Source organism: Rossellomorea sp. LjRoot5, from assembly GCF_964253455.1.
Classification (GTDB): Bacteria; Bacillota; Bacilli; order Bacillales; family Bacillaceae_B; genus Rossellomorea.
The window spans coordinates 2379797-2403296 of the sequence record NZ_CAXUQN020000001.1; the positions used below are offsets into that span (position 1 = coordinate 2379797).

At 41.2% G+C, this 23500-nt stretch carries 27 protein-coding genes; 2 read left to right on the forward strand and 25 right to left on the reverse strand.

Going from position 1 to position 23500, the window contains the following annotated elements; genetic code table 11:
• Window positions 1-20: 20 nt before the first annotated feature.
• The 8 genes from abc-f to ACSQ2E_RS12340 all read right to left on the reverse strand — a co-directional run bounded on the left by abc-f (window position 21) and on the right by ACSQ2E_RS12340 (window position 7414).
• Window positions 21-1694: a ribosomal protection-like ABC-F family protein gene (abc-f, locus tag ACSQ2E_RS12305; RefSeq protein ID WP_435990870.1), complete on the reverse strand. Its 1674-nt coding sequence runs from the start codon at window positions 1692-1694 to the stop codon at window positions 21-23.
• A 471-nt stretch (window positions 1695-2165) separates the two neighbouring features.
• Window positions 2166-2945: an SDR family oxidoreductase gene (locus tag ACSQ2E_RS12310; RefSeq protein ID WP_435990872.1), complete on the reverse strand. Its 780-nt coding sequence runs from the start codon at window positions 2943-2945 to the stop codon at window positions 2166-2168.
• Between the two features lie 272 nt (window positions 2946-3217).
• Window positions 3218-3637, reverse strand: a complete 420-nt coding sequence (locus tag ACSQ2E_RS12315) for a GNAT family N-acetyltransferase (RefSeq protein WP_435990874.1) — start codon at window positions 3635-3637, stop codon at window positions 3218-3220.
• Window positions 3638-3798: 161 nt separating this feature from the next.
• Entirely contained in the window at window positions 3799-4731 is a 933-nt protein-coding gene (locus ACSQ2E_RS12320; protein WP_435990876.1) for a sigma-70 family RNA polymerase sigma factor, read from the reverse strand.
• A gap of 197 nt (window positions 4732-4928) precedes the next feature.
• Complete coding sequence (locus tag ACSQ2E_RS12325; protein ID WP_435990878.1) at window positions 4929-5162, reverse strand: hypothetical protein; 234 nt, start codon at window positions 5160-5162, stop codon at window positions 4929-4931.
• Window positions 5163-5181: 19 nt separating this feature from the next.
• Entirely contained in the window at window positions 5182-5379 is a 198-nt protein-coding gene (locus tag ACSQ2E_RS12330) for a hypothetical protein (RefSeq protein ID WP_435990880.1), read from the reverse strand.
• 135 nt (window positions 5380-5514) lie between these two features.
• Window positions 5515-6672 (reverse strand): ABC transporter permease, encoded by a 1158-nt coding sequence (locus ACSQ2E_RS12335; RefSeq protein ID WP_435990882.1) that lies wholly within the window; start codon window positions 6670-6672, stop codon window positions 5515-5517.
• Window positions 6662-7414 carry an ATP-binding cassette domain-containing protein gene (locus ACSQ2E_RS12340; RefSeq protein WP_435990884.1) on the reverse strand — a complete coding sequence of 251 codons (753 nt, stop codon included), beginning with the start codon at window positions 7412-7414 and terminating at the stop codon, window positions 6662-6664. Before ACSQ2E_RS12340 ends, ACSQ2E_RS12335 begins: the two co-directional genes overlap by 11 nt.
• Before the next feature lie 165 nt (window positions 7415-7579).
• On the opposite strand from ACSQ2E_RS12340, the gene ACSQ2E_RS12345 reads away from it, so the two are divergent.
• Together ACSQ2E_RS12345 and ACSQ2E_RS12350 are read left to right on the forward strand one after the other, a co-directional pair.
• Entirely contained in the window at window positions 7580-8278 is a 699-nt protein-coding gene (locus ACSQ2E_RS12345; RefSeq protein ID WP_435990886.1) for a LytR/AlgR family response regulator transcription factor, read from the forward strand.
• A 24-nt stretch (window positions 8279-8302) separates the two neighbouring features.
• Window positions 8303-9274, forward strand: a complete 972-nt coding sequence (locus tag ACSQ2E_RS12350) for a sensor histidine kinase (RefSeq protein WP_435994520.1) — start codon at window positions 8303-8305, stop codon at window positions 9272-9274.
• A 409-nt stretch (window positions 9275-9683) separates the two neighbouring features.
• Here ACSQ2E_RS12350 and ACSQ2E_RS12355 read toward each other — a convergent pair whose 3' ends face one another.
• From ACSQ2E_RS12355 to ACSQ2E_RS12435, 17 genes are all read right to left on the reverse strand, one after another.
• A complete protein-coding gene (locus ACSQ2E_RS12355) occupies window positions 9684-10697 on the reverse strand; it encodes a serine hydrolase domain-containing protein (protein ID WP_435990889.1) in 1014 nt (337 codons plus the stop codon).
• 86 nt (window positions 10698-10783) lie between these two features.
• Window positions 10784-11305 (reverse strand): DinB family protein, encoded by a 522-nt coding sequence (locus ACSQ2E_RS12360; protein WP_435990891.1) that lies wholly within the window; start codon window positions 11303-11305, stop codon window positions 10784-10786.
• Between the two features lie 28 nt (window positions 11306-11333).
• On the reverse strand, window positions 11334-12458 hold the full coding sequence (locus ACSQ2E_RS12365; RefSeq protein WP_435990893.1) for a metallophosphoesterase: 1125 nt from the start codon (window positions 12456-12458) through the stop codon (window positions 11334-11336).
• Between the two features lie 35 nt (window positions 12459-12493).
• A complete protein-coding gene (locus ACSQ2E_RS12370; RefSeq protein ID WP_435990895.1) occupies window positions 12494-12898 on the reverse strand; it encodes a nucleoside 2-deoxyribosyltransferase in 405 nt (134 codons plus the stop codon).
• Between the two features lie 26 nt (window positions 12899-12924).
• The gene (locus tag ACSQ2E_RS12375) at window positions 12925-13209 is read right to left on the reverse strand and encodes a hypothetical protein (protein WP_435990897.1); all 285 of its coding nucleotides are present in this window, start codon (window positions 13207-13209) and stop codon (window positions 12925-12927) included.
• 106 nt (window positions 13210-13315) lie between these two features.
• On the reverse strand, window positions 13316-13474 hold the full coding sequence (locus ACSQ2E_RS12380; RefSeq protein ID WP_435990899.1) for a hypothetical protein: 159 nt from the start codon (window positions 13472-13474) through the stop codon (window positions 13316-13318).
• Between the two features lie 147 nt (window positions 13475-13621).
• A complete protein-coding gene (locus ACSQ2E_RS12385) occupies window positions 13622-14314 on the reverse strand; it encodes a DUF421 domain-containing protein (protein ID WP_435994522.1) in 693 nt (230 codons plus the stop codon).
• A 117-nt stretch (window positions 14315-14431) separates the two neighbouring features.
• Entirely contained in the window at window positions 14432-15022 is a 591-nt protein-coding gene (locus ACSQ2E_RS12390) for a kinase (RefSeq protein ID WP_435990901.1), read from the reverse strand.
• Between the two features lie 199 nt (window positions 15023-15221).
• Window positions 15222-17516: an RNA polymerase recycling motor HelD gene (helD, locus tag ACSQ2E_RS12395; protein ID WP_435990903.1), complete on the reverse strand. Its 2295-nt coding sequence runs from the start codon at window positions 17514-17516 to the stop codon at window positions 15222-15224.
• Window positions 17517-17734: 218 nt separating this feature from the next.
• Window positions 17735-18127: a nuclear transport factor 2 family protein gene (locus ACSQ2E_RS12400; protein WP_435990905.1), complete on the reverse strand. Its 393-nt coding sequence runs from the start codon at window positions 18125-18127 to the stop codon at window positions 17735-17737.
• 26 nt (window positions 18128-18153) lie between these two features.
• Window positions 18154-18354 (reverse strand): hypothetical protein, encoded by a 201-nt coding sequence (locus tag ACSQ2E_RS12405; RefSeq protein WP_435990907.1) that lies wholly within the window; start codon window positions 18352-18354, stop codon window positions 18154-18156.
• 36 nt (window positions 18355-18390) lie between these two features.
• Entirely contained in the window at window positions 18391-19098 is a 708-nt protein-coding gene (locus ACSQ2E_RS12410) for a M48 family metallopeptidase (protein ID WP_435990909.1), read from the reverse strand.
• Window positions 19099-19101: 3 nt separating this feature from the next.
• Window positions 19102-19614, reverse strand: coding sequence for a DUF1456 family protein (locus ACSQ2E_RS12415; RefSeq protein ID WP_435990911.1), 513 nt, complete (start codon window positions 19612-19614; stop codon window positions 19102-19104).
• 167 nt (window positions 19615-19781) lie between these two features.
• A complete protein-coding gene (locus ACSQ2E_RS12420; RefSeq protein WP_435990913.1) occupies window positions 19782-20399 on the reverse strand; it encodes an HAD family hydrolase in 618 nt (205 codons plus the stop codon).
• Between the two features lie 83 nt (window positions 20400-20482).
• Window positions 20483-21034, reverse strand: a complete 552-nt coding sequence (lepB, locus tag ACSQ2E_RS12425; RefSeq protein ID WP_435990915.1) for a signal peptidase I — start codon at window positions 21032-21034, stop codon at window positions 20483-20485.
• A gap of 143 nt (window positions 21035-21177) precedes the next feature.
• Complete coding sequence (locus ACSQ2E_RS12430; RefSeq protein ID WP_435990916.1) at window positions 21178-22089, reverse strand: cupin domain-containing protein; 912 nt, start codon at window positions 22087-22089, stop codon at window positions 21178-21180.
• Between the two features lie 80 nt (window positions 22090-22169).
• Window positions 22170-23474, reverse strand: a complete 1305-nt coding sequence (locus ACSQ2E_RS12435; protein ID WP_435990917.1) for a D-serine ammonia-lyase — start codon at window positions 23472-23474, stop codon at window positions 22170-22172.
• Between the last annotated feature and the right edge of the window lie 26 nt (window positions 23475-23500).

Genomic DNA, 23500 nt, shown 5'->3' on the forward strand with positions numbered 1-23500 from the left:
CCCTCACAATTAAAAGTCTCTTACTCTTTTCTCCGCTTATTCATTTCACTTTTATAATCATCATAATTGCCACTGTAGCTTTTTAATGTGTAATCCTCAACGGCAATGATCCTTTGTGCCATTCTATTGATAAAATAGCGGTCGTGTGAGATGAAGAAAATGGTACCACTGAATTCGTCCAAGGCTTCCTCAATCGTTTCGATCGTATCAATATCCAGGTGATTCGTCGGCTCATCCAGAATCAATAGATTGATATCCTGAAACAATAACAGTGCAAGTTTTAATCGGATTCGTTCTCCCCCTGAAAGGTGTTTTACTTTCTTGAACACACTTCCTTTGTAAAACATGAACTTCGAAAGATACTCCCGCGCCTTCCCTTCCAGTATAGTGATGTTCTCCCGGAAAGCATCAAGGACGGTTGCCTCTTCGTTTTTAAATGTAATGATTTGAGGTAAGTAGGCGGCTTTTACATTTGCACCAAACTGGATTACGCCATCATCAGGTTGATCTTCGCCGATAAGCATCCTTAGGAAGGTGGTTTTTCCGCATCCATTTGGACCTAACATTCCCACTCTTTCTCCGTGCCGGACCATGATATCAGTATTGGCAAATATCAATTTTCCCCCGAACTGTTTCGACAATCCAACTCCTTTAATAGTCTCTTTCCCCGATCTTCCTGAAGCTTTCACGTCAAGCTGCATGTTCCTTCTTTCAAAAATGGGTTTATCGATAGGCTCGATCTTGGATAACTTTTTCTGAACGCTTGCAGCCCTTTTAAAGAACTTCGTATTATCCGCCCTCATTGCCCAATCTCGTAAACTTATTACCGTATTTTCCATACGTTTGATCTTCTTTTGCTGTTCTTTGAAATGTTCGTATTGGATTCTCATATTCTCTTCTTTCTGAAGCACAAAAGAACTGTAATTCCCCTTATAGGAAATCGATTTTTTATCTTCAATTTCCACAATTCTCGTGACTACGTTATCTAAGAAATAGCGATCATGGGAGACAATGAGGACCATACCTTTATAGCTCTTCAGGTAGCCTTCCAGCCATTCGATCGATGACATATCCAGGTGATTCGTCGGTTCATCCAGGAGCAGGATGTCCGGCTGGTGGATCAACAGCTTCCCTAACCCGACGGTTGTTTTTTCTCCACCACTTAATAGATCAAAGTCACGCTCCAACAAGCTTTCTGTAAGCTGCAGTCCCGTACAGACCTTGCTTATCTTCTCATCCCGCTCATACCCTCCCTTCACTTCGAATAATTGAATGAGATTACTGTATTGATTCAATGCTCTAGCAAGGTCATTCCCTTCCAACACCCTCATGTCATTTTCCAATTTACGCATTTCTAATTCTATTCGATCTACTTCCTCAAATGCTGAATAAAGAACATCCCTCGCTTGCAATCCTGCTGGGTGTTTTGGCGATTGTTCAAGGTAGGCACTGGTTGCGCCCTTCGAAATGTGGATGAGACCTTCATCGTATCCGTAGCTTGAAGTCTGGGGGTATCCAGGATAATAATTCATTGGCTCTATGCCTGCAATCACCTTTAAGACTGTACTTTTCCCGCATCCATTCTCCCCGACGATTCCCACTTTGTCTCCTTGAAAAACTTCAAGAGAAACATCTTCAACAACAAGTGTCGCTTCCATATATTTTTTGATTCCATTTACTTTTAACTCCAACATATGCGTCCCTTCTTTCATTTAACATGAAGCTACGCTAGTTATGGACAGGTTAAAAAAAGGCTTACTTCTATTCATTTATACAATAAAAAAAGACCATAAGAAGGTAATCCTTCTTACAGCCTTCTATCATGATCAACATCTAATCCATAAAGAAGCAACCAACGTCATACATATTGCTGACGTTGCATACCTCTTCATGAGAATATCATCTTGATATCAGGAAAGTAAGTTTCCTTCTAATTGCCTGATCCCATAAAGAGCATAATAAATAAACCCATCTTCCATAGGCACTCTTAGCTCATTACAAAATCCGTATTAATTTAAAAATAAATTAATCAGCAATTAGTTGGTTCCATAAACTTACTATCCCTCCCCGTAACATTTTCATTATTATCTCATTGTTAGATAATTTTGTAAATAGAGGGACGGACCTATATTTCTTAAAGGCAGGTCCGTCCCTCTTTAAAACCATTACTTGCCTATAAAACCGCCTTCGGATTTAATTAATTGTCCTGTGATCCATCCGGATTCTTCACTGGCTAAGAATTTGATCAGTCTTGCTGCGTCATCGGGTTCTCCGATACGGCCGCTTGGAAACATGGGGAGCAAATGATTTCTGATTTCATCAGTGATCCACCCTGAATCGGTCGGGCCGGGATCAATCGAGTTTACGGTGATCCCAACAGGTGCAAGTCCGACTGATAACGGTTCTGTTATTGCAATCAACATTCCCTTTGACGCAATATATGCCAAATTATCAGGGTCCGGTCCTTTTGAAACCATGTTGATAATCCGACCATAATTGCACCCCGGGAAAGCTCTCTCATATCTCCTTGCAAACTCCATTGTTAACAGTATGGTACCGCTATTGTTTACTTGGTAATGCTTATCGAGAATGCTTTTATCAAGTGTACGAAAGTTCGCCGGCGCTTCGTATGTTGCATTATTCACTAATATTGTAGGTGTGCCTAGAGTTTCTTGTACTTGGTCCATCAATCGAGAGGGAACTGTTTCGTCACTCAGATCCAGCTCCATATGAGCAGCGCGCACTCCCGTATGGAGCAGTTCCTCACATAGAAGATGAGGAAAGCTATGATCTGCTCCCGTTCCACTCATTTCATCAAATGAACTCAAATGAGTAAAGAAGACATCTGCACCTGCACGTGCAAGTGAACGACAAATGGCTGCCCCAATTCCCTTGTCTCGGCTTGCTCCCGTCACGATGGCTATTTTGCCTGACAGATTGGTCATAATGTGTTATACCTCCTATTGATAGAAGAGAAGATCCTTGTTAGTGATCATCTTAAATATTTTCATAGATTTCCAGTAGTGCCCCTCTGGATCACGAAAATGAGCGACCTTCATCCCCCACTCCAATTTCTCCCTGGGTCTGGTGATGAATTCCACCCTATTTTTTCAGTTTATGTAGAAGATGGAATTCAAATACAATCCTCATTTCAGATATGGTCAGGCAGTTAAGAGGGTTATAAGTTCGTAGCAGTCTTGAAAAATATGAAATCTGATTAATGCTCTGCAAAGGTCTTTCTAAACCCATAAAACGGTCTGTATCCTTTTTGTTCATAATAGGTATGAGAAGACGTGTTGGTCAGCATTTCAATTCTCGTCTTTGGAAATAGCCCATGAACGTATTTGAGTAGAGCATCCCCTATGCCCAACCCGCGGAAATCTGCGTTGACTAGTAGTTCACAAATAAACAATGATACAGATTGATCCGTAAGTCCACGGATATACCCGATGACACGCCCATTAAACTCTGCAACATATGCAATGTTCGAATGCTCCCAGGCATCCTTTGTACTTTCCATACTTTCCACAAGATTATTCCACTTTTCTTCTCTATTTAAAGTATGTATGTAGAAAAAATCTTCTGTTTCATATGCCCTTATTTCTATGAGGGTTTCATTTTTCAAACGTATTTGCATCTTGGATCTCCTCCCTTTGTTCTAACTCTCTACCAAATCACTTCATTCCAAAGCCAACAAAAAATAAAAGAAAGTTATGACTACACTTTAACATAATTATCCATCAACCATTATAGCTTTTAAAAAAAGAAGCTCAATCATCAGATTGGCTTCTTGTACTCCTATAAATTCCAATCCACTACAGGCTTGTCGATTTGAGGTGGAATCCCCAGTTCTTCACCAGCGGCAAAAATCAATTCTTTTCTAAAGTAGTAGCTAATATGGTGCACAATCTTCTCATTCTCCACTTCCTGGTACTGGATATCATGGATTTCAGGTCCTTTCGTTCCCTCTGAAAGCATGACTATGACATTACGGCCCCATAAGCTGTATTCCTCAGCCCTCATACCAGGGAGGCCATATTTCATGGATCCGGAACGCATCTCTCCCTTGCTGTATTCCTGGAAACCGAGGGCAGCCTCATTATGGGCTTCTTCACTGATTAATGCCATAACGGCTTGAATATCACCTTCATTCATTGCATTCAGGTAGGCTTGGATGACCGGATGAGTGTCAGATACTGGATGGTGAGTCCTGCTCTCGAGTAGGTCGACAGATGCCAACTTCTCTTTCATTCGACGGACCGTTGCATAGATTGCTCCCGGAGTGGTCCTTACCATACCCGCCACTTCCCTGGCATCGAACCTGAACACTTCTTTTAACAAAAATACCGCCACCTGCCTGGGGTAAAAAAGGTCAAAAAGGATGTGTAATGCTTCCTCTGCCTCCAGACCATCTGTGAAGTTTTCTTGAGGAAGTGCATCTTCCTCAAGAAGACCGACATGCCTTTTTTCTTTACGGCACTGGTCAATCCACGTAGTTGTCGCCATTCGATATAAATAGGCTTTCGGGTTAGTCGGGTGCCAACGCTGGTAATAGCCTCCGAATGCTTTTAGCATGGTATCTTGAAATAAATCCTCTCCATCCCAGGGTGAGCCCGTTAAATAACGGCAATACCTCCACAAGCCTTCTTTAAACTCTTCCATCATGGAATTGAATTCAATCGCCAATTCCCTGTTTTTTTCCGTAAATGATTCTTTCATTTTTTCCCGCATGGTCATCCCCCTCTAATTTATCGTTCATATGTAAAACGTTTAAACAATGCAAAATTATACGGAAACAGCAAAAAGTTAGTAAAGAATCTTAATATCCTATTTATTTTACCATAATATTCAAATTGCTAGCGTAATAGAAAAAGAGGACTCCCTGATTCGGAAATCCTCCAATACAAATTAATTTCGAATATGCGCTTTCAATTCTTTCGCTCATTACCCCTCTTGAAATTCCCCGTTACTTTTGCCATGATCAACTGAATCCCTTTTTCATCATGGGCATCTTTCATTTTTTTCAAAAATTTATCCGCTTCTCTGCCTTTTAATGTTTTCACCTGCTTACCTTCATACTCAATAAATACGGTTTGATCTTTGAGAACCCGGAAATGAAAAGGAGAATAATCCAGTCGGTTTCGTTTATCGACATTGTCCATTACTTGTTTTCCCTTCTTTTCATAATTGTTGGTGTTGCTTATTAGCAGCCTGCCAAGTACGGATCATACTCGGTACCCCTACTGACATGCTTACCACGAAACTCCACATCACGTACATCCATTGACCGGTGTAAAGGGCTACACATATGAAAAATAACAGTTGACCCAAGAGGGCAAACCAAGAAGCGATCCATGCGAAAGTAAGATTCTCCTTCATCTCCCATCCTCCTTGTATAAATTTTATACTCGATCAGCTTAGTCAATGTTTTTTCAGTTCAAATAACCATATAATGCAATACAGAAAAAATTTGAAGCAATCACTCGTTTAGAGACGTGGATACTGTATTTCTCTTTAGTTCATCACCCATTTATCCTTTAAAAATAGAACTCTGCCAATGGCAAAGATGATCACCATAATCACCAGATTGCTTCCTATGGTAATCGCGATGTGCTGATAGTCGACCACACCCATCAGCAATTCTTTGAATTGGCTGAATAGGTTAAGGATCGGGATGGCAAAATGTTTAAAGGTAAGTTCATTTAGTCCGACATTCGTGATGAACATGCCTGGGAACGCTGCAAGCATCATAATCGGTGCACTGTAGCTACCGGCTTCTTTAACGGTTTTCCCCAGAATGCTTGTGATCATCTGCAGGGAAGCGATAAACACGGCATACACAATAGTAAGCAGCAGGGAAATCCCTACTATCACATAGACATTTTCACCAAAGGATACTGCTTCTTTCAAGTTTTCTGTGAACATGCTGATTTCTATGGCGAGGACAATGAGCGTGACAAGACCTGTAATGACACCTACGGTAGCAATAGTCAACCACTTGGAAAGCATTAATGTGGATCGTTTGACAGGTGTCATGAGTAAAGCTTCCATCGTTTTCTTTTCTTTTTCCCCAGCAAATAAGTCAGCTGCCGATGGGGAGGTACCCACTCCTATGGATATAGCCAGGATTAGCGGAACAAGAAAAGATAACAGGAACATACTCCCCTCGTCATCTGACACTTCCTGTTTTATGATGGTGAATGGCTGAATGACAGAAAGGTCCGTCCCTTCAGCTCTCAACCTTTCTGACGTAACCTTTTTCTCAAAGGCGGTGAGGGAATTTGTAGCCGCATTCATCAGGTTGCTGGAGTTCTGGCTGAAGGAATCTCCTATTAAGGTGATATCGGCTTGCTTTCCTTCATTGATATTTTGAATGAAATCACTGCTCACAATCATGGCAACAAGTGCCTCTCCCTCTTCTACGGCTTTCCTGGGATTGTCTGTTTTAACTAATTCAATCGTTTCATTTCCTGAGAAAATTTGTGAGACGTCCTTACTGACATTGGAGTCTACTGCAAGGGCATACGTTTCACCCTCGCCGTCTGAAACCATATTTTCATAGAAGAATACGAGTCCACTCATCATAAATATCGGAAGAAAGACGGTCAAAAGAAGAGTTCTTCTGTCTCTGAAGCTGTCTTTCAATTCTTTCAAATAGATACTAAGAAGCATAATGTTCATCCCCTCTCACCAGTTTACTCATGAAGATATAATTAAGATCCCTGCTCTTTTCAGTCTTATATAATTCTTCAATATCCCCCTGGTACACCAATTCCCCTTTATGCATCATGGCTACTTTGTCACATAGCATGGAGACTTCCTCCATGATGTGACTGGAGAAGAGGATAGTCTTTCCTTCTCGCTTCAACTGATGTACAAGCTGGCGGAATACATTGGATGAAGTAATGTCGAGACCGGTCGTTGGTTCGTCAAAGAGAATGATTTCCGGATTATGAATCAGGGTTCGTGCGATGGCGACTTTCTGACGCATCCCCTTGGAGAAGCCTCCCACCCTCCTGTCAAGATAATCCCTCATCCCGAACATCCGTGAGAGGTCATCGATCCTCACCTTCGCTTCATGCTTACTTAACCCGTATAATTGGGCAAAGTATTGCAGGTTTTCTCGGGCAGATAAACGGTCATACAATCCCGTTTCCCCTCCAAATAACACACCGATCTTCGTTTTGATTTCGTTGGGATTCTTGATGGTATCGTAACCCGCTACTTCTATCGACCCCTCTGTAGGCGATAGCAAAGTTGCAATCGTCCTGAGAAGCGTCGTCTTTCCGGCACCATTTTCGCCTAACAGCCCGACCACCTCACCTTTTTGAATTGAAAGAGAGACATGTTTTAATGCGGTTACGTACTTTTTCTTATCTTTAAACTGTTTTGTAACTTCATGTATATAAATCAATATTCTCACCTCATTAAGTATGATTGTAATTTCATCTTACAAATAATTGGAGGTAGAATCTTTACTTATGTCGTGAAATGTCCTTTTCTTGTCGTGAAAATGCCAAATTCTTCATTAAAGATGGTAAAATGAAGGAGAACTTCAAAAGATGCGAGGGGAATGGAAATGAAGATTGGTCTCGTAGACGATCGTATGATTGATTTAGATAAATTAAACGGCATCGTTTCCCGTGCCGAGGGTCTGGAAATCGTTTTTTCCACCACCTCCGCCGAGGAAGCCTATGACCAAATCAAGAAAGAAACCATCGACGTACTGATTGCAGATATTGAGATGCCTCACCTATCCGGATATGAATTGGCAGACATTATCCACTCACATGCTCTCAACATATCGGTGATCTTCGTGACGGCAAACAGTGGATATGCCGTACACGCCTTTGAATTGAACGTCCATGACTATATTATGAAGCCCTATACAAATGATCGACTGATGAAATCCATCGAGCGCCTCATGGAAAAGTCGAGAACGGCAGAACTGAAGGGCCGACTCTATTTAAAGCAAAAAAATGATATACATATCATTCAAAAGAAAGATATCGTCTTCATTGAAAGATCTGGCCGATCAACGACAATTTACACGAAAGAGGAAAGGATCAAAACCTATCTGACCTTGAATGAATTAGAAGGAGAATTACGGGAAAGGGATTTCATCCGTTCCCATCGTTCCTTCATCATCAACATACACTTTGTAAAGAATTTCTCTCTCTATGCGAAGAATTCATATGTGATTACATTTGAAGGAATCGAGGCACAGGCCATGATCACAAAGGAAAAAGTAGAGTATCTGCAACAACATTATTTCTAAAAGGTGGAGCCCGTTGTGAAACAAATGAAGATTTATTGGTTAGTCCTTTCCCTATTTGGCTTTATACATATACAGGCGTTATTAACGAACCTCTCATGGCATCTGCCCGTTTATTTCACCTATCCCGCAGTCTTTTTCGTAACATATCTGTGTTATAGAAAAACGAAAATTAAGACTATTGAATTCGATCAGAAATGGAGCCACCTGCTTTCCGTCACACAACTATTTTTGTTACTTCCCTATTTGATTATTGAATCATCACTGTGGTTACCTGCGTTCTTTTTCATGATTTTTATCGGGATTGAGTGGGTCCGATGGGATGTCTCCAGCAAATTTAAGGTGCTTCAAAATGATCACTATCAGTTCGAGATGGAACGGTTTCATTTAACCGAAACATTTCGGGTTGTACGAAGTGAACGGCATGATTTTCTCAAACATATTTCTTCAATCCACTATATGCTCGAACATCACCATTACGAAGAGGCTGCTACCTATTTAGACGATTTGGTGGACGGATATGAAGAAACCAACCTTTCTATTAAAGGGGAACGTGGAAGTGTGGCTGGAATTCTCCACCAGATGTACAATCAAGGAAAAGCTTGCGGGGTGACGATGATATATGATGTGGATATGCCCCTTTCCACGTTACCCCTCCCAGATAAGAAGATTGTGACACTCCTTGGGAATCTGCTGTCCAACAGTATAGAGGCTTCCACCCAATGGCTTGAACATTACGGTAATCAAGCAAGCGTCAGCCTTCAGTTTTATAAACGAAGCGGTCTTTATATGCTGGTTTGCAAGAACCCTTCCCTCCCGATATCGCCATCTATCCTTGATGAGCTGTATCAACGCTACGGACATACAACAAAGGATGGCCACGAGGGTCTCGGCACCAAGATCATTCAAGAAACCGTGAAAGAATACAATGGTTTTCTGGATTTTGTTTATAAGGAAGAAGAATTTACGGTGAAAATTAAAATTCCGGCGATTCATTAGGGAAATGCAATTTATGCTGGACGAAATCGTAAAAGTTTTATCTTCTACAAGCTTTCTTTAATCCTATCAAAACACAATCTTACGTTTCAGAAATCTCATAGCAGGGAATATTCTTATGAATGAATCGAGAGGAGGAGCCTCAATGAGTGGAGCATCCGGAGCTGTTTTGTTTATAATTATTCCTCTATTAATCATTGCAGTCATTATTGGAATAACGATTAGTTACTTTAGAAAAAAAGCGAGAAAAAATAGAAATTTCTAGGATTAGTTGTACAATTGACTTGAGAAAAAGGCTCGGAAGTTCGAGCCTTTTTTCTTTTTCACGTCGAACTACATTTAAATGAGAATATAGATTATCATTTATCGATGACCATCCCTGCGCACTTGAATATAACCATTTTTACAACTATTAATAATATGCTCTGTATACTTCACCAATGAGCCCCTTTAGCTGATGGACACCTGTGTCTGTATTCGTCATGATGACCAGACCCGCTTCTTCATTAGGAAATGCAACCATCATCCCTTGAAAGCCGACTCCCCATCCGAGTGAAGAAACTTCTATCCCTTTCTCATTGGTATCACGAAAAACACCAAGCCCCATCCACTCTTTTCCAAATTGAGGGGTTAACATCTCTTTAGCACTATTTGTAGAGAACAGATTACTTTCGCCTTTGATTGAATTCATCCATTCAATAACCAAAAGAGCCACATCCGTTGGGGTGGTCCATAATCCCGAAGCTGCAGGGTAGGGGTATATTGGGTATTTCCCTTTCACCAATCCTCCATCCTTGGTATGACCGCATGAGAACTGATCTTTAGATGGTGGCAGCTGAAAAGTACTATTATTTAATCGTAGGGGTAGAAATAAATATTCTTCCATTACCTCTACAAATGCCTTTCCCATTACATCCTCTATCACAAGCTGGATGATACAGAAGCCGGCATCGGAATATGAAAATTCGCTTCCGGGCTTATATTTCACTTTGATTGGAATATCACAATATGGTGTTTTGCCATCCAATATTTCGACCATGGAAGGGGTATCAAACATAGGTATGAGTTCAGAAAAAGAGCCTTCCGGATCCACAATCCCTGAATGGTGACTGAGTAAATGCCTCAAAGTTATGACCCCAAAAGAATTCACCGGAACTTTCCATGATGACAGGTAATCGTTAATATTCCTATCTATTTCCAGAATGCCCTGTTCAGATAGAGTCATCACTAACATAGAGGTAAAAAATTTACTGATTGAACACGCATGAAAGATTGACTCATGTTCCACCCGTCTATTTGTTCCCGTCTCAAGGAAACCAAAGCAGGCGGTTTTACTTATGCATGCACCTTCAATTGTAGCCATGCTGACTCCGACTACCTGGTAATCTTTCAATTTTTTTTCAAAGTTGATCGTTTGTGGATTCATAGGATCCCCCACTGTTTTCATTTAAGATTTTCCCTGAATTAGGCTATCACATCACTGAAAGAAATGGTTGAATCACAACAACTGTATCAAGATTTATTCTTTTCAGAGAGTATTCTTCTAATCAGCCGGATTTGGCCCCTATGATTGATCTCATCCTCGAATACATGAGACCAGATGAAATAATGGTTGGAGGGTTGATTATCCCATAATCTGCTTTCATAGAGCCATTCATCATTACGTTCTGAAAACTCCGGGAACGTTTTCTTTCTGACCTCATCAAGTTTTGTCAGATAAAATTCTAGAGGATTCCTATTTATTTTCTTACGACCTTCTTCTCCAAGGCTATAGGCTGCACCCCATTGAGCCATTTCCTTTTCATTTGGCCTTCTCTCCTCGAACAGTTCTATTTGAAACCCTTTTTCTACAGCCGCCATGTGTAGTAATAAAGCTCCAATACTGTTAGCACCTTCGCACGGTAAAAAATCCAGCTCAGACGGGGTTAATCCTCTCACACTGTCCAATGTTGTTTTTCTGGCATAGTCCATCTGGCAGACGAGGTAACTGATTTGCGGACTATAACCCTTTTTTGTGTCTATTTTATATTCCATAGATTATCGCACCTTATTGTCATATTGATTAAACGACGGGGATCGAGCCGCGTTGTTTCACTGGGAGGACGTCTTTAGGTACCCATCCCTCTTCCCCATTTTTCTTGATTAAGTCATATCCTGTGCAACTACTGTCAACAACAGATATGATATCACCAATATCCACAGAAATCTGCGCACATGAAAGATCCGTTTTTGCCGAATAAGTTCCCTTTTCACTTTGATGAATGTACTCATTTTTAACATATAATAGATCATTGGTTCCAACTTGTTTGCACAGTGTAAAATGCTCAGATGGTTGAAGGGGTATCAATTCGTAGTTTGGGTAGGAAATGGACCCCGACATGATTGGTTCTGATATGTAGCCCTTCACCACTTCACATGTTAGGTGATGATCTATATAGCTTTGGGAAAAGCTGTCCCCGTTCTTTGTTCTATGTATGATAAATGCATTTAACTGACCTGTCGATTTAATGACATTTCCTCCATCAATGGAGATGATATTCCTATCTTCACTTACAATCGGATTATTGGAAGGAATGTCACTGGAATAATTGACAACGGGCCAATGGCCGACAATGACATATTTCCCTGTTCGATGTGATTTCTCCAGGAAGGCAGGCATTGTGATCGCAGAAATCCGATCCGTTTCTCTCCAATCTTTACGATCATCAAGACCTGCATGAACGAAAATATAGTCGTCTGTTTCGATTGCAGTTGGTAATTCCATAAGCCATTGGATTTCTTGAGGGAAATGTTGTGTGAGGACATCTTTCACCTCCTGAACCGTAGTATCTTCTTTTAGTTCAAACCCTACCTCATCAAGCCACTCTTTCAATATAGAATGTTTTCTTGAACTGATGTAGTTCATCAATTTAGGATTCTCTTCAAGAAGATCTTCTACCACAGTGTCGCAATTCCCTTCCGTTACATGGACGTTCGGGTTCCTCTTTGATAAATCCATGATATATCGGACAGTCCATTTACTATTGCTGCCCTTTTCACAAAGATCACCGTTAATGAAAAGATGATCTTCTGAACAAAAATTTACTTTTTGTAACAGATTGATAAATAGATTCAGTTCTCCATGTATGTCTGAGATTACTATAATCCTACCTTGACTTGGTAAGTTCACTCTTTTTATTTTCTTCAATGTCGGCTCCTTCCTCGAACAATGGTCCATAGGTCTTATTCATTTGCGCTGTAAATTCGGCTTTCTAGAACATATTCCAATAATTCTTCTTTACTCCCCGAACACTTTTCCACCTCAGGTAAGTGGTAAAATGTAGTCGTGTTAGCGAAATCATGTACCTCATCATTTGGAGAATACAAGATGATTCGTTTTTCAAGTCCCAGGGCTATTCCCAGTTCGACGTGACTCCCTTTTCCACCAGGGAGCATGATGATGACTACATTTGAATCAATGATGGCATCTTTTTCATTCTGGCCTATGTGCTGAAGGTCTTTCACTGTTGATGCGCGTTCATTCCTGGTCCAATCATATGCCTGGATAAAGCCCTTTTGTTCAAGCCGATCACTTACATATCGCACATGGTCCTTATTTGCAAAGCTTGAGCCAATATAAAACTTCATCGTTAACACCCTCTTTTTATTGGATATTATTTTCGAAACAATTTACGCTGCTTCATGTAATCAATTGCCTTCGTCTTGTTTTTTTCATTTACCAGATAGGCTGCTTCATTCTTTTCCCGAAGATAGCTGGTGAGCCTTTCTTCAGGAAGAGTACCTTCTACTATTGCTTTTTTCACGGCGCAATTCGGCTCAGTTTCATGAGTACAGTTCGTGAATTTACAATCCGCTGCAAGGTTCAAGATATCTTCAAACGTGTCGGGAGTATCTTCTTCGGGATTCATGATTTCGGTCAATTTTCTGTTGGTTTTCATTAGGACTCCTTTCAATCATTTTCATTTCCCAATATTCTTGTTAGTAAAGTTGGATTCTGTTAATCCATTATGGATAGATAAAAAGAAAGTCATTTTTATTTACTCACTAACCCATAGCGAGGAAAATAATCAATACAAGTCCAATGAACATATAGGTTGAGTATTTCTTTCTGTCGACTCCTATCCTAAGTTCCCATAGACCGACTGTTATCAAATACGCTCCCAGCAGTCCCATGACAAAAGGCAGTATAATAAAAAATAACATTTCAGCTCCCCCAATCTCTAATACAGCTATTTAGGATCCGAACATATATACCTACACCTATATTCCAATTATTCCAAATTATTTAATAAAACACAATCCTTTCCAAAATAAAAAGGTGCCACCCAAACTTAAGGGTTGACACCTTCTCTACTCCTTCAACCGGTCCCGACGCCGATCAATGTAAAGTGTTCCATTTTCCTGCAACTCGACGTAAAATGCATCTTGAAGTTTCACTTGGAAGTAGTTCAGCTGATTTCGAAGCCACTCTTCAGATATGCCCACTTCCTTTAAATTCTGATACAGGATGTTCCCATCAACGATTAATTCTGTTGGTATGTATGTAGGTCTACCGGTAATGATATCCTGATCCTTTTTGGTTAATGGTTGATTGCCGGATTTTAAAAATACGGTCAATTTCCCATCAGGTTCGAAAACAGCCGTATCAACTTCGTTAGTAGAAAATACATTTTTTTCTCTTAGTAGCATGCTTAAATCATCCATATTCAGATGATGTTTCCCTAACGTATCTTCAAGAATTTTACCATCTTTCATGACAATGACCGGCTGCCCATCCATCACTACCCGTGCTCTCGGTGATTTGAGTCCGATATATCCAACCAGGAGCGTTAAGACACTCCACCAGATAAGGCTGGTCAGTCCTTCAAGAAAAGGAGTCTTCGATTCACCTGCAATATCTGCTGCAATGGAACCGATGGTTATACCGGTTATATAGTTAAAGAAAGTTAACTGGCTCAATTGTTTTCTTCCAAGCAAACGGGCGACAAGGAGTAGAACCAGAAAGCTTGCAGTTGAACGTGCAATCATTTCAAAAAAATCCATGTGAATCAATTCGGTTCGACTCCTAAAGGTATTTTCTATTAGTATTGTTTAATAAGTATCTAATATACTCTACCCCGTCACCATTCATTTGAAGAATCACGCTACGGACATACCGGCTTATGAAGTTATAATGATATCTGCCGATTCGGCAGGATGACATCCATTGATATAATAGTCTTCTGCTTTCCAGTATCTATTTTCGAATTTTGACAAATTCTTTTTCGTTTCATTTGATTCGCGGTTAAACCTGGTCTCCCTCGGGCAGTCCAAATAGATAATCTTATCAAAAAAATGTTTCCACTCTTTCCGCTGGAGAAAAACTCCTTCTATAATGATTAATCCTTCCTTTGGCAACGGAATGGTACTGTTTTCATGAGTGTCCTTTGTCCCGTTATAAAAGGGGAGAGTGATCTGTTCCTCTTCCTTTAGCTTTTGAAAGAAGTGATTAGAAAGCCAATCTACATCCCATTGCAAATGAAAATATTCCTGCCATTCTTCTGAGCCAGTATTATAACGGCGTGCTCGTTCAACGATTAAATCATCCAGATGAAATATTTGATATGGACGATTTTCGTTATTCAAGATAAAACTTAATTGTTCCACAAAAGAGGTTTTCCCCGAACGGCTTAACCCATCTATTCCCAACAAAAATCTCGGCTTATCATGCTGGGCAACCATACTCTTCAACAAATCCACATAGGGATCCATCGTCTCCACTCCTTTCAATCCTTAAAAACTTGACATGATATATGAAACTTTGATTATTTATTTACAAATACAAATGAAATAAAACGCTCCCTATAATATTTTACCATTTTTTCCACAAAAGAGGGACGGACCTCTTTTTTCAGAGCAAAACCCCTTAAAATAGGGATTTCTTCTGAAAAATGGAGGTCCGTCCCTCATTCTATATTTGGATGAAGTGGGTTGGTTTGCCTATGCTGTAAAGCTTTAGTTCGTGCATGGCTCGCGTGCATGCGGTGTAGAATAGTCTTCGGAGACTTTCGTCACCGTATGTTTGGGCTGATGCGTCGTAAATGATGACGGCGTCGAATTCGATTCCTTTTGCTAAATATGCGGGTATGACCACGACCCCCTGTTCATATTCAAGAGAGACGCTCTTCATGAGTTTAAGGTTCTCCACATGATTTAACGAACCAAATACCCGTTCACTTTCAGCAGCCGTTTTGCATATGACGGCGATTGAACGATACCCAGTTGCCTTCCATTTCTCAATTGTTCCGGTAATTTTATCATGCAGGTCATCATGGTCCGTGACTGTCGTTATGACAGGTTTTGCTCCGTCCCGTTCGAAAGCGGAGATATGTTCCCCGCCCGGAACTATCCGGCGTGTAAAGTCTATGATTGGTTTAGTGGACCGGTAGCTCTCGGTCAGGTTAATGTGATCTGTTTCATCCTGCCCATACAAATCTGTCAGATTACTGAAATCAACATGTTCATTTGCATGAGCAAAGATCGCCTGATTAAAATCTCCGAGGACGGTCAATTTGGCTGAAGGAAACAACCTCTTGATGAATTCAAATTGAAACGGAGAGTAATCCTGAGCTTCGTCGATGAGTACATGCTTAATGGATGTATTCGTTTGGAAACCGAGAATCAGCTCTTTTAATAGTAAAAATGGAGTCGCATCTTCATAGTACAGTTTCCCATCGTCGAGTATACTCAACGTCGATTGGCAAATATTCTCCCATATATCAGGCGTTTCCTTCCTCATTAATGAACTAATTTTCATAGGGTCTGCAAAGAGCTGCTGATAAATACTTTTTACATCCACATATTGGAGGGACCTGATCCATTTATGGAGCTTTTTGAATTTTTTACGCACAATCAATTTTCTCAAGGCTTCATATTCCATTTCATAATCATCGGAGATATTTCTCTTCCTAAAATACTTACGGGCCTTATGATATTGCTCATTGCTCATCAATTCAATGGCTTCTTCCACCCACGGCTCCATCCGTTCATGTTTCTCCGCATGATCGATTTGGCTGTTTAGCCATTCAGTCAGCTTTTCAAGTCTATTATGGAAGCGAAGTGAGCCGTCACAAGTATAAAACCGTTCGGTGATCTCTTCAGCGGTGACCATCGTCCTTCCCCTGAACATAATTCCTTTGAACTTCATCCCGGAACCCTCTAAGGATTTCCTATATGATTTAATTGCTTCAAAGAAATCGGTAGATGCTTTGAATTGGATACTCGCCGTACGTGTTGCATACGTGTGGCGGTTATCCGCCTTCCTCAACACGTACTCGAGTTGATCGTAGGGACCCTCCACCTGGAATTCCATGCTTAGTCGGTGGTCCAAATACTCTTGGAAAGTCACCTGCTCCATGTTTTCTTCCCCAAGTTCAGGTAGAACTTGAGAAACATAACTGTTGAACATAGAGTTAGGTGAAAACAAAACGATTTGATCCGCTTTCAAAGTTTCCCTATATTTATATAGTAAGTACGCGATACGCTGGAGAGCAGAAGATGTTTTTCCACTTCCTGCTGCTCCATGAACAATGAGGAGCCTGCCGTGGTCATGCCTGATAATCTGATTCTGCTTCTGTTGAATCGTGGCGACGATGCTATGCATATGATTGTCTGTTCTTTTACCGAGTACCTCCTGTAAAATCTCATCGCCGATCGTGAGGCTCGTATCGAACATGGACTGAATCACACCATCCCTGATGAGATACTGCCACTTGCTCTCCACGACCCCACGGATGACGCCCCCCGGGGTGGTGTATTCTGCCTGCCCTGGTGGATAATCATAATAAACACTTGAAATGGGTGCCCGCCAATCGTAAATAAGAAAGTCATCACCTGTTTGATCAGCCAGGGTCGATATCCCGATATAAACCCTTTCAGTGCATTCTCCTTCTTCCGTGAAATCGATCCGCCCGAAATAAGGCTTCCCTTTCATCCTGTGCAATGCCGATAATTTTTTAAGTGCCTGTTTGTGAGTACTCTCAGAAACCGTCAACGATTGCGCCTGCTGCCTTAATGCAATAACGGTTTCCAGAAAGTCATCGAAGGTATCTGTGTTTACCTTTACCTCATCCCAGAAATGATTTCGGGTCTCCGCCACTTCCTCCTTGCGCCTTCCTGTTTCGGTTTCCAGGGTTTCGATCTGTCGCATGATGTTACCAATCACATCGTCCACTCGCTTTTGCTCATGCCTAATTTCAGATTTCATCTAAGCACTCCTTCAGCTATAAAATTCAGGGTTGACTAATAAGGATGTTATGTTATATAATTATTATTGAGGTAATATGAATGTTTTTATCTCGTCAAAAAGGTTTCTGTATTAATATATCATAATCACAAGACATTTACAATAACAAAATTAAACCTGCGCCGACTATTTATCATAGTGGTGCAGGTTTTTGTGTATATATATGCTGCTCTCCCGTTTTAAAAAACCCCATTTTCGTTCAAGGGATCTTCAGGAATTGGTTGACCTATGTCCCATAATTCTACGATTCTTCCATTTTCAAATCGAAAAATGTGGACAACCACCGCCCCTGGATCATCGGGATTCTGCCTTACATGGGAATGAACCGCTACTGTCTCTTCATCTGCCATCGCTCGTTTCACTTCAAATCTCTTATTGGGATTTTTTACAGCGTTGTCTTCCATGCCGAGCATGAGCGATTCCGAGTCTCCACGAAAATAGGGGTTATGATGACGAAAAGCATTTCCTGTATAATCCTTGAATGCACCCCGGACGTCCCCCGACGCAACTCGTTCCAGAAAGGAGACGGCTATTTCTTTCTTTGACATTGTATGTGTTTCAGACACTTCCATCACCCTTCCATTATGAACACTCTTCCCTAACTCACTAGTACTTCATAAAAAGTTCCATTAATAAATAAAGTGATGTCCCCTATCGTTCCAATGCAAAAAAAGGTGAAATAATAGGTTGCCTTTGTCACTTCTTTTTTGAAAAGTTCTTTAAATGCTTGAATAAAAAGCCGATCAAATTTAAACCAACTGAGAATCCAGGCAATGATAAGGAAACTGGCGATTGTCATTTCCCATCCCTCCCAACCTGCTGATGACATTGCTCACTATACCGTCATCTTCCAACTTGTACTTGCCAGCCATTTTTCTTTTTCTTTATAATCAGGTACAATCTTCCCAACCAGACGCCAAAACGACCGATCGTGATTGAGGTGAATCAGATGGCACAGTTCATGCACAACAACATAATCGATGACCTCCTGGGGCGCCATGGCCAATTTCCAGTTGAAGGTCAGTTGTCTTCTTCCATCGCATGTCCCCCATGTTTTTTTACTATCCGAAATGCGGATCGACCGGGGCTTGATCTTAAAATGGTGCTGATGAAGAGAAATGCTGCTCTCTACCATGGACTTGCACCTCTTGTAGTAAAACCTTTTTAACGCCTGCTTTATCCGTTCATCTTCAAGCTCTCTGACCTGGATTTTCAGTGCATCCCCGTTAAAAGTGACAGAGTCTTTCGTGATGTCAGGGGTGTGAAGAACTTCAATGGGGAAGCTTTTTCCAAGATACAGGAAAGGTTCTCCGTGCTGGTAGGACTTCAACTGTGGGCCATTTAAGCGTTCCTTCATTTCATTTGATTTCTTAAGGATCTCATTCCAGTGATCCTCAAGCAACCGAAGGACAGATTCTTCATCCGTCCCTTTAGGTGCTTGGACTTCAATATTTCCATAGCTGTCCAGAAAAATGCCGGTGGATTTACGGTTTTTATAATTAAGATCAAATTGAATCGTCTCTCCTGAATACGTATGGTTCATCTCCTAACCCCTATATCGGATTGCCAATCCTTTTAAGAAGTTCCGGGCGTAACGATCCCCGCAAATCCGATAATTTTTATGGCCATCCCTTCGTAAAATCGCACCTAATTCACCTTTCGTGATATGCACGTCAGCTAATCCCAGAATTTCAATCATATCCTCACTTGTTAAGGAGAGCGCAATCTTGACTTTCTTTAAAAGAAGATTATTCACATGTTCATACGTTAATTCCGGTCTTTCCGCCTGTCCAGGCTTTGGTTCCCGCTTCCCTCTTTTGAACGTAATAAAGCCATTTAAAAAGGATTCGAACATCTCATCGTCACAAGGTATGTGATCGTCCTCTTCATACGTATCCTCTTCTAATTCCTCATGATCCATTGACTTCGTAAGCACTTTCAAAACTTCATCTTTTGATAATTCTATTCCGCCATGCTTGAAAATGTCTACCATTTCTGTATTTTTAAGATCGAGAGCGTATCGCAATCGAATTAAAATATCGTTATTATCAATATTCATCTGTATGCCTCCTGAGAATTTGCGTCTAATTCATTAGCTTACCATTTTAAAGACGTAAAAAGAAGCTTGCATGCTAAGATTCTTAAAGCATAGGCAAAATTGACCTCATTGTAATTCATTAAGAACAAAATGAAAGGTCCGTCCCTCGGAGAGAACAGACCTTAGTTCTAAAAAATATTCAATAATTCTTCAAATGATTGAATCATATAGTCATATGATTCTACTTTTCCAAAACCATACGATGCATATACAAAAGGGATGCCTGCTTCTTTGGCTGCTTTACGATCGCCTTCTGTATCTCCAATATAGACAGGTTCCTTTAATTGGTTTCGGTCGATGATGAGTTTAATGTTTTCTCCTTTTGATAGACCGGTTCTTCCCGGATTCTCATAATCAATGAAATGCCTGTCCAGTCCATGATACTCATAGAATGCTTCGATATAACCGTCCTGACAGTTGCTGACGATGAATAGATTGTACTTCTCCGATAGTTTCTCCAACACTTTCTCTACGTGGTCATATAATTGACCTCCGTTTTTACTCAGGTGGGGAATTTCACGACGGGAAAGGTCTTTCAATAATTGCTCCCTTGCCTCTCCATTCAATTCCGGGAATAACTCCTTACCAATTTCCTTCATTTGAAGCCCCATGGTCCCTTCCAAATGCTTTCTGGTGATCCCATGCTCCAGCCGCTCATGATCTACGATTGTCTTATTCCAAGCTTCCAGTACTGACTCGATCGGGTCCCACAAGGTACCGTCCAGATCAAAGATGATGCTGTCCATTTTCCCATCCTCCTACTCTTTATATTTCTGATTTTTCAGGGATTGAATATTTTCCCCAAGTGGATGATCGCCATTTCTCTCACCTAATTATGAATGATTTTCATCTCCTTAACCGGCCAATACACGATATTTGTCGTTCCCACTATTTTATCGATGGGGATCGAGCCGATCTGACGACTGTCCTTACTGAATCTCCTGTTGTCACCCATGACGAATAATTCATCTTCCGGAACCGTCAGTTGTTTTAATGGAGTATCCTGTAAAGTGAAATCAGGAGTTAACGCCCCTACAGTCACTTCCTTTTGTTCATCCAGGTATGGCTCTTCATATGCTTCACCATTTATGTATAACGTATCGTTTATATATTCAATCTTATCACCAGGCAGCCCGATTACACGTTTAATATAATCTTCTGTTTCAGTTGCGTGAAATACTATGATATCAAACCGCTCGGGTTCATCCATTTTGTTTACGATCATGCGGTCATGATCCAGTAAAGTGGTATTCATCGAAGCTCCCTCAACGACAATGGGTATCACGATAAAGGACCGAATCATTACGGCTAACGCTATCCCAATTATCAAAGGCTGTGCCCATCCCATAATCTTTTTGCTTTTATTCACCAATCGATTCATCCTCTCACTCGGAAACTCTCAGTCTATTTATACTCACTGCTTCATTTTAACATATTATTCCTGAATTTTTGTCTGGAAAAGGCAGTTTCATTTTTAAGGATGTCGAATCTATCCGATTCCACATCCTTTTTATTTCGGTATGCTTAATAACTGCTATGCTTTTCCTCTGCCGCAATCGCGTCAGCTTTGGTTGTGTGAACCGTTCCCCTTGGATGATGTGGAGGTGCATATATCGAGTACAGTTTGATAGGCGTATTTCCGGTATTGATGACGTTATGCCATGTTCCGGCAGGGATCATGATGGCAAAGTCCTGCTTTACTTCTTTCTCATAGGTTAAGTTATCCTGGCGATCACCCATTCTTACAATTCCTTCTCCCTGTTCAAGACGGAGGAATTGATCAGTATTAGGGTGGATTTCCAAACCGATGTCTTCCCCGGGATTGATGCTCATAAGCGTTACCTGTAAATGTTCACCCGTCCATAAAGCCGTGCGGAACGTGTCATTATTAACCGTCACCTCATCAATATTAACGGAATACGGGTATGGCCCATAATCCTTTGACATCATCCGGTTGCTCGCTGCTGCACCTAAAACACTCAATCTTTCGGCATGCTGCCACTCATCTCTGCAGGTATTCACTAGGACCTCGTATACCGTGGAATGCTGAGCCTGCATACTGCAAATCCGATATAATTCATAATCTGCAAGCTCCGTTTCATATCCTTGTTGCAGTCCCTCCCGATAGGATTGAAAATGAATTCTATCTACTTGATAAGAAGGCTGGGTATCGGTAAGGGAGATGTATAAATTCGTTAACTCCCACCAATGGCGCTCCTCGTCTTCCTTCATACGCATAAGATTTTGACGTTCCTCACTATTTGGTGCGAATCCGGCCAATCGATCATATAAATCTGCAGTGGATGCCTTTCTGCTTATACCGTTAAGCAGGGTATTCACTAAGTGCTGAGAAATACATTCACTTCTTTGTGCAGCGTTAATAAAGGTTTGTGGGTGGGTTGAATAAGTCGTCGGCACATTGTACATCCTGATCATTCCCTTCTGCTTTTTACCACGATATCATATGCGTGGTTTCAGAAGATGTGCATCTGCCTAGTACCATACTAATCCACGATTCATTCAACCAAATAACCCTCTCCTTTTTTCACGTACTCTTCCATGATTGCTTCTGGCACGAGCTTTCCTCCCGTGGCCCATACTACATGAGTGGCATGAGATAAATCCACTTCAATGGAGGAAAGATGTTCCTCAAGATCCGGCAGGAAGGGACCAATCATCCCTGCCACTGCTGACGGCTCAAGGAAGATGGATTCCGAATGATGTAGCAGGGCGAGCAATTTGAATAGATTCTTATCGCTTACCGTATATACCCCGTTGACCAGCTCATTAATCATTCTCCCTGCAAGAGCAGAAGGTCTGCCAACCGCCAAACCATCCGCTTCCGTACGATTGCTTAATCCAATATCCTGGACTGAAATCTCTTCATGTCTGCCGGATGCAAGTCCAAGGAGCATACAAGGAGAATTTACAGGTTCTGCAAAATAACAATGAACATGTTCGCCGAATACATGCTTCAAACCATAGGTCACCCCACCTGGACCACCGCCCACCCCGCAGGGCAGGTAAACGATCAACGGGTGATCTTGATCTACTATTATCCCCTCCTCTTCGAATTGTCCCCTCAGCCTGAGAGCAGCGACTGCATAACCCATGAATAAATCCTTTGAATTTTCATCATCTATGAAGAAACAGTCTGGATCCAACTCACACTGCTTCCTCCCTTCAGCAACTGCGTGGGAGAAATCCTGTACATGTTCTACCACTTTTACTCCCTTTTCTCTTAAAAGTTCCTTCTTCCACCGCTTCGCATCGCGGGACATATGTACAGTTACCTTGAAGCCAAGAGCCGCCCCCATTATCCCTATGCTTAAGCCCAGGTTACCCGTGGAACCTACAGCGATGGAGTACCGTGAAAAGAGATTTTTGAAACGGCTCGTTGCCATCACTGAATAGTCATCTGTCTCTTGGATCCAGTTCTGTTCCATAGCAACCGTTTCCGCAATCTTCAATACTTCATAAATGCCTCCCCTTGCTTTAATCGAACCTGCAATTGGGAGGTCGTTATCACATTTAAGGAACAACTGACCTTGTATCGTCGATTGAACATTATCCTGAATCGCAGTTTGCATGTTTTTAAGAAGTTTGATTGGTGACTCGATAATCCCGTTTACCACTTCAGGGAATACCTTTTTTATATAGGGAGCAAAACGGGCGAGCCGCTGCTCGGCTTCAATGATCTCCTGAATGCTATCCCCTGAAATATTGCCGGATGCTTCCAAAGGGTTGGTCCATAAAGTTTCTGTTTGCGACCGTAAATCCGATAATAATTTCGGATCCATGCCATGAAGATTTTGAGACATATTCGATTCCCCCTTAACTTGAATGG

Coding starts and splice junctions, on each gene's coding strand:
- abc-f (WP_435990870.1), bottom strand. CDS start 1,694: ATGTTGGAGTTAAAAGTAAATGGAATCAAAAAATATATGGAAGCGACA.
- ACSQ2E_RS12310 (WP_435990872.1), bottom strand. CDS start 2,945: ATGACCAATCTGTCAGGCAAAATAGCCATCGTGACGGGAGCAAGCCGA.
- ACSQ2E_RS12315 (WP_435990874.1), bottom strand. CDS start 3,637: ATGCAAATACGTTTGAAAAATGAAACCCTCATAGAAATAAGGGCATAT.
- ACSQ2E_RS12320 (WP_435990876.1), bottom strand. CDS start 4,731: ATGCGGGAAAAAATGAAAGAATCATTTACGGAAAAAAACAGGGAATTG.
- ACSQ2E_RS12325 (WP_435990878.1), bottom strand. CDS start 5,162: ATGGACAATGTCGATAAACGAAACCGACTGGATTATTCTCCTTTTCAT.
- ACSQ2E_RS12330 (WP_435990880.1), bottom strand. CDS start 5,379: ATGAAGGAGAATCTTACTTTCGCATGGATCGCTTCTTGGTTTGCCCTC.
- ACSQ2E_RS12335 (WP_435990882.1), bottom strand. CDS start 6,672: ATGCTTCTTAGTATCTATTTGAAAGAATTGAAAGACAGCTTCAGAGAC.
- ACSQ2E_RS12345 (WP_435990886.1), top strand. CDS start 7,580: ATGAAGATTGGTCTCGTAGACGATCGTATGATTGATTTAGATAAATTA.
- ACSQ2E_RS12350 (WP_435994520.1), top strand. CDS start 8,303: ATGAAGATTTATTGGTTAGTCCTTTCCCTATTTGGCTTTATACATATA.
- ACSQ2E_RS12355 (WP_435990889.1), bottom strand. CDS start 10,697: ATGAATCCACAAACGATCAACTTTGAAAAAAAATTGAAAGATTACCAG.
- ACSQ2E_RS12360 (WP_435990891.1), bottom strand. CDS start 11,305: ATGGAATATAAAATAGACACAAAAAAGGGTTATAGTCCGCAAATCAGT.
- ACSQ2E_RS12370 (WP_435990895.1), bottom strand. CDS start 12,898: ATGAAGTTTTATATTGGCTCAAGCTTTGCAAATAAGGACCATGTGCGA.
- ACSQ2E_RS12375 (WP_435990897.1), bottom strand. CDS start 13,209: ATGAAAACCAACAGAAAATTGACCGAAATCATGAATCCCGAAGAAGAT.
- ACSQ2E_RS12380 (WP_435990899.1), bottom strand. CDS start 13,474: ATGTTATTTTTTATTATACTGCCTTTTGTCATGGGACTGCTGGGAGCG.
- ACSQ2E_RS12385 (WP_435994522.1), bottom strand. CDS start 14,314: ATGGATTTTTTTGAAATGATTGCACGTTCAACTGCAAGCTTTCTGGTT.
- ACSQ2E_RS12390 (WP_435990901.1), bottom strand. CDS start 15,022: ATGGATCCCTATGTGGATTTGTTGAAGAGTATGGTTGCCCAGCATGAT.
- helD (WP_435990903.1), bottom strand. CDS start 17,516: ATGAAATCTGAAATTAGGCATGAGCAAAAGCGAGTGGACGATGTGATT.
- ACSQ2E_RS12400 (WP_435990905.1), bottom strand. CDS start 18,127: ATGGAAGTGTCTGAAACACATACAATGTCAAAGAAAGAAATAGCCGTC.
- ACSQ2E_RS12405 (WP_435990907.1), bottom strand. CDS start 18,354: ATGACAATCGCCAGTTTCCTTATCATTGCCTGGATTCTCAGTTGGTTT.
- ACSQ2E_RS12410 (WP_435990909.1), bottom strand. CDS start 19,098: ATGAACCATACGTATTCAGGAGAGACGATTCAATTTGATCTTAATTAT.
- ACSQ2E_RS12415 (WP_435990911.1), bottom strand. CDS start 19,614: ATGAATATTGATAATAACGATATTTTAATTCGATTGCGATACGCTCTC.
- ACSQ2E_RS12420 (WP_435990913.1), bottom strand. CDS start 20,399: ATGGACAGCATCATCTTTGATCTGGACGGTACCTTGTGGGACCCGATC.
- lepB (WP_435990915.1), bottom strand. CDS start 21,034: ATGAATCGATTGGTGAATAAAAGCAAAAAGATTATGGGATGGGCACAG.
- ACSQ2E_RS12430 (WP_435990916.1), bottom strand. CDS start 22,089: ATGATCAGGATGTACAATGTGCCGACGACTTATTCAACCCACCCACAA.
- ACSQ2E_RS12435 (WP_435990917.1), bottom strand. CDS start 23,474: ATGTCTCAAAATCTTCATGGCATGGATCCGAAATTATTATCGGATTTA.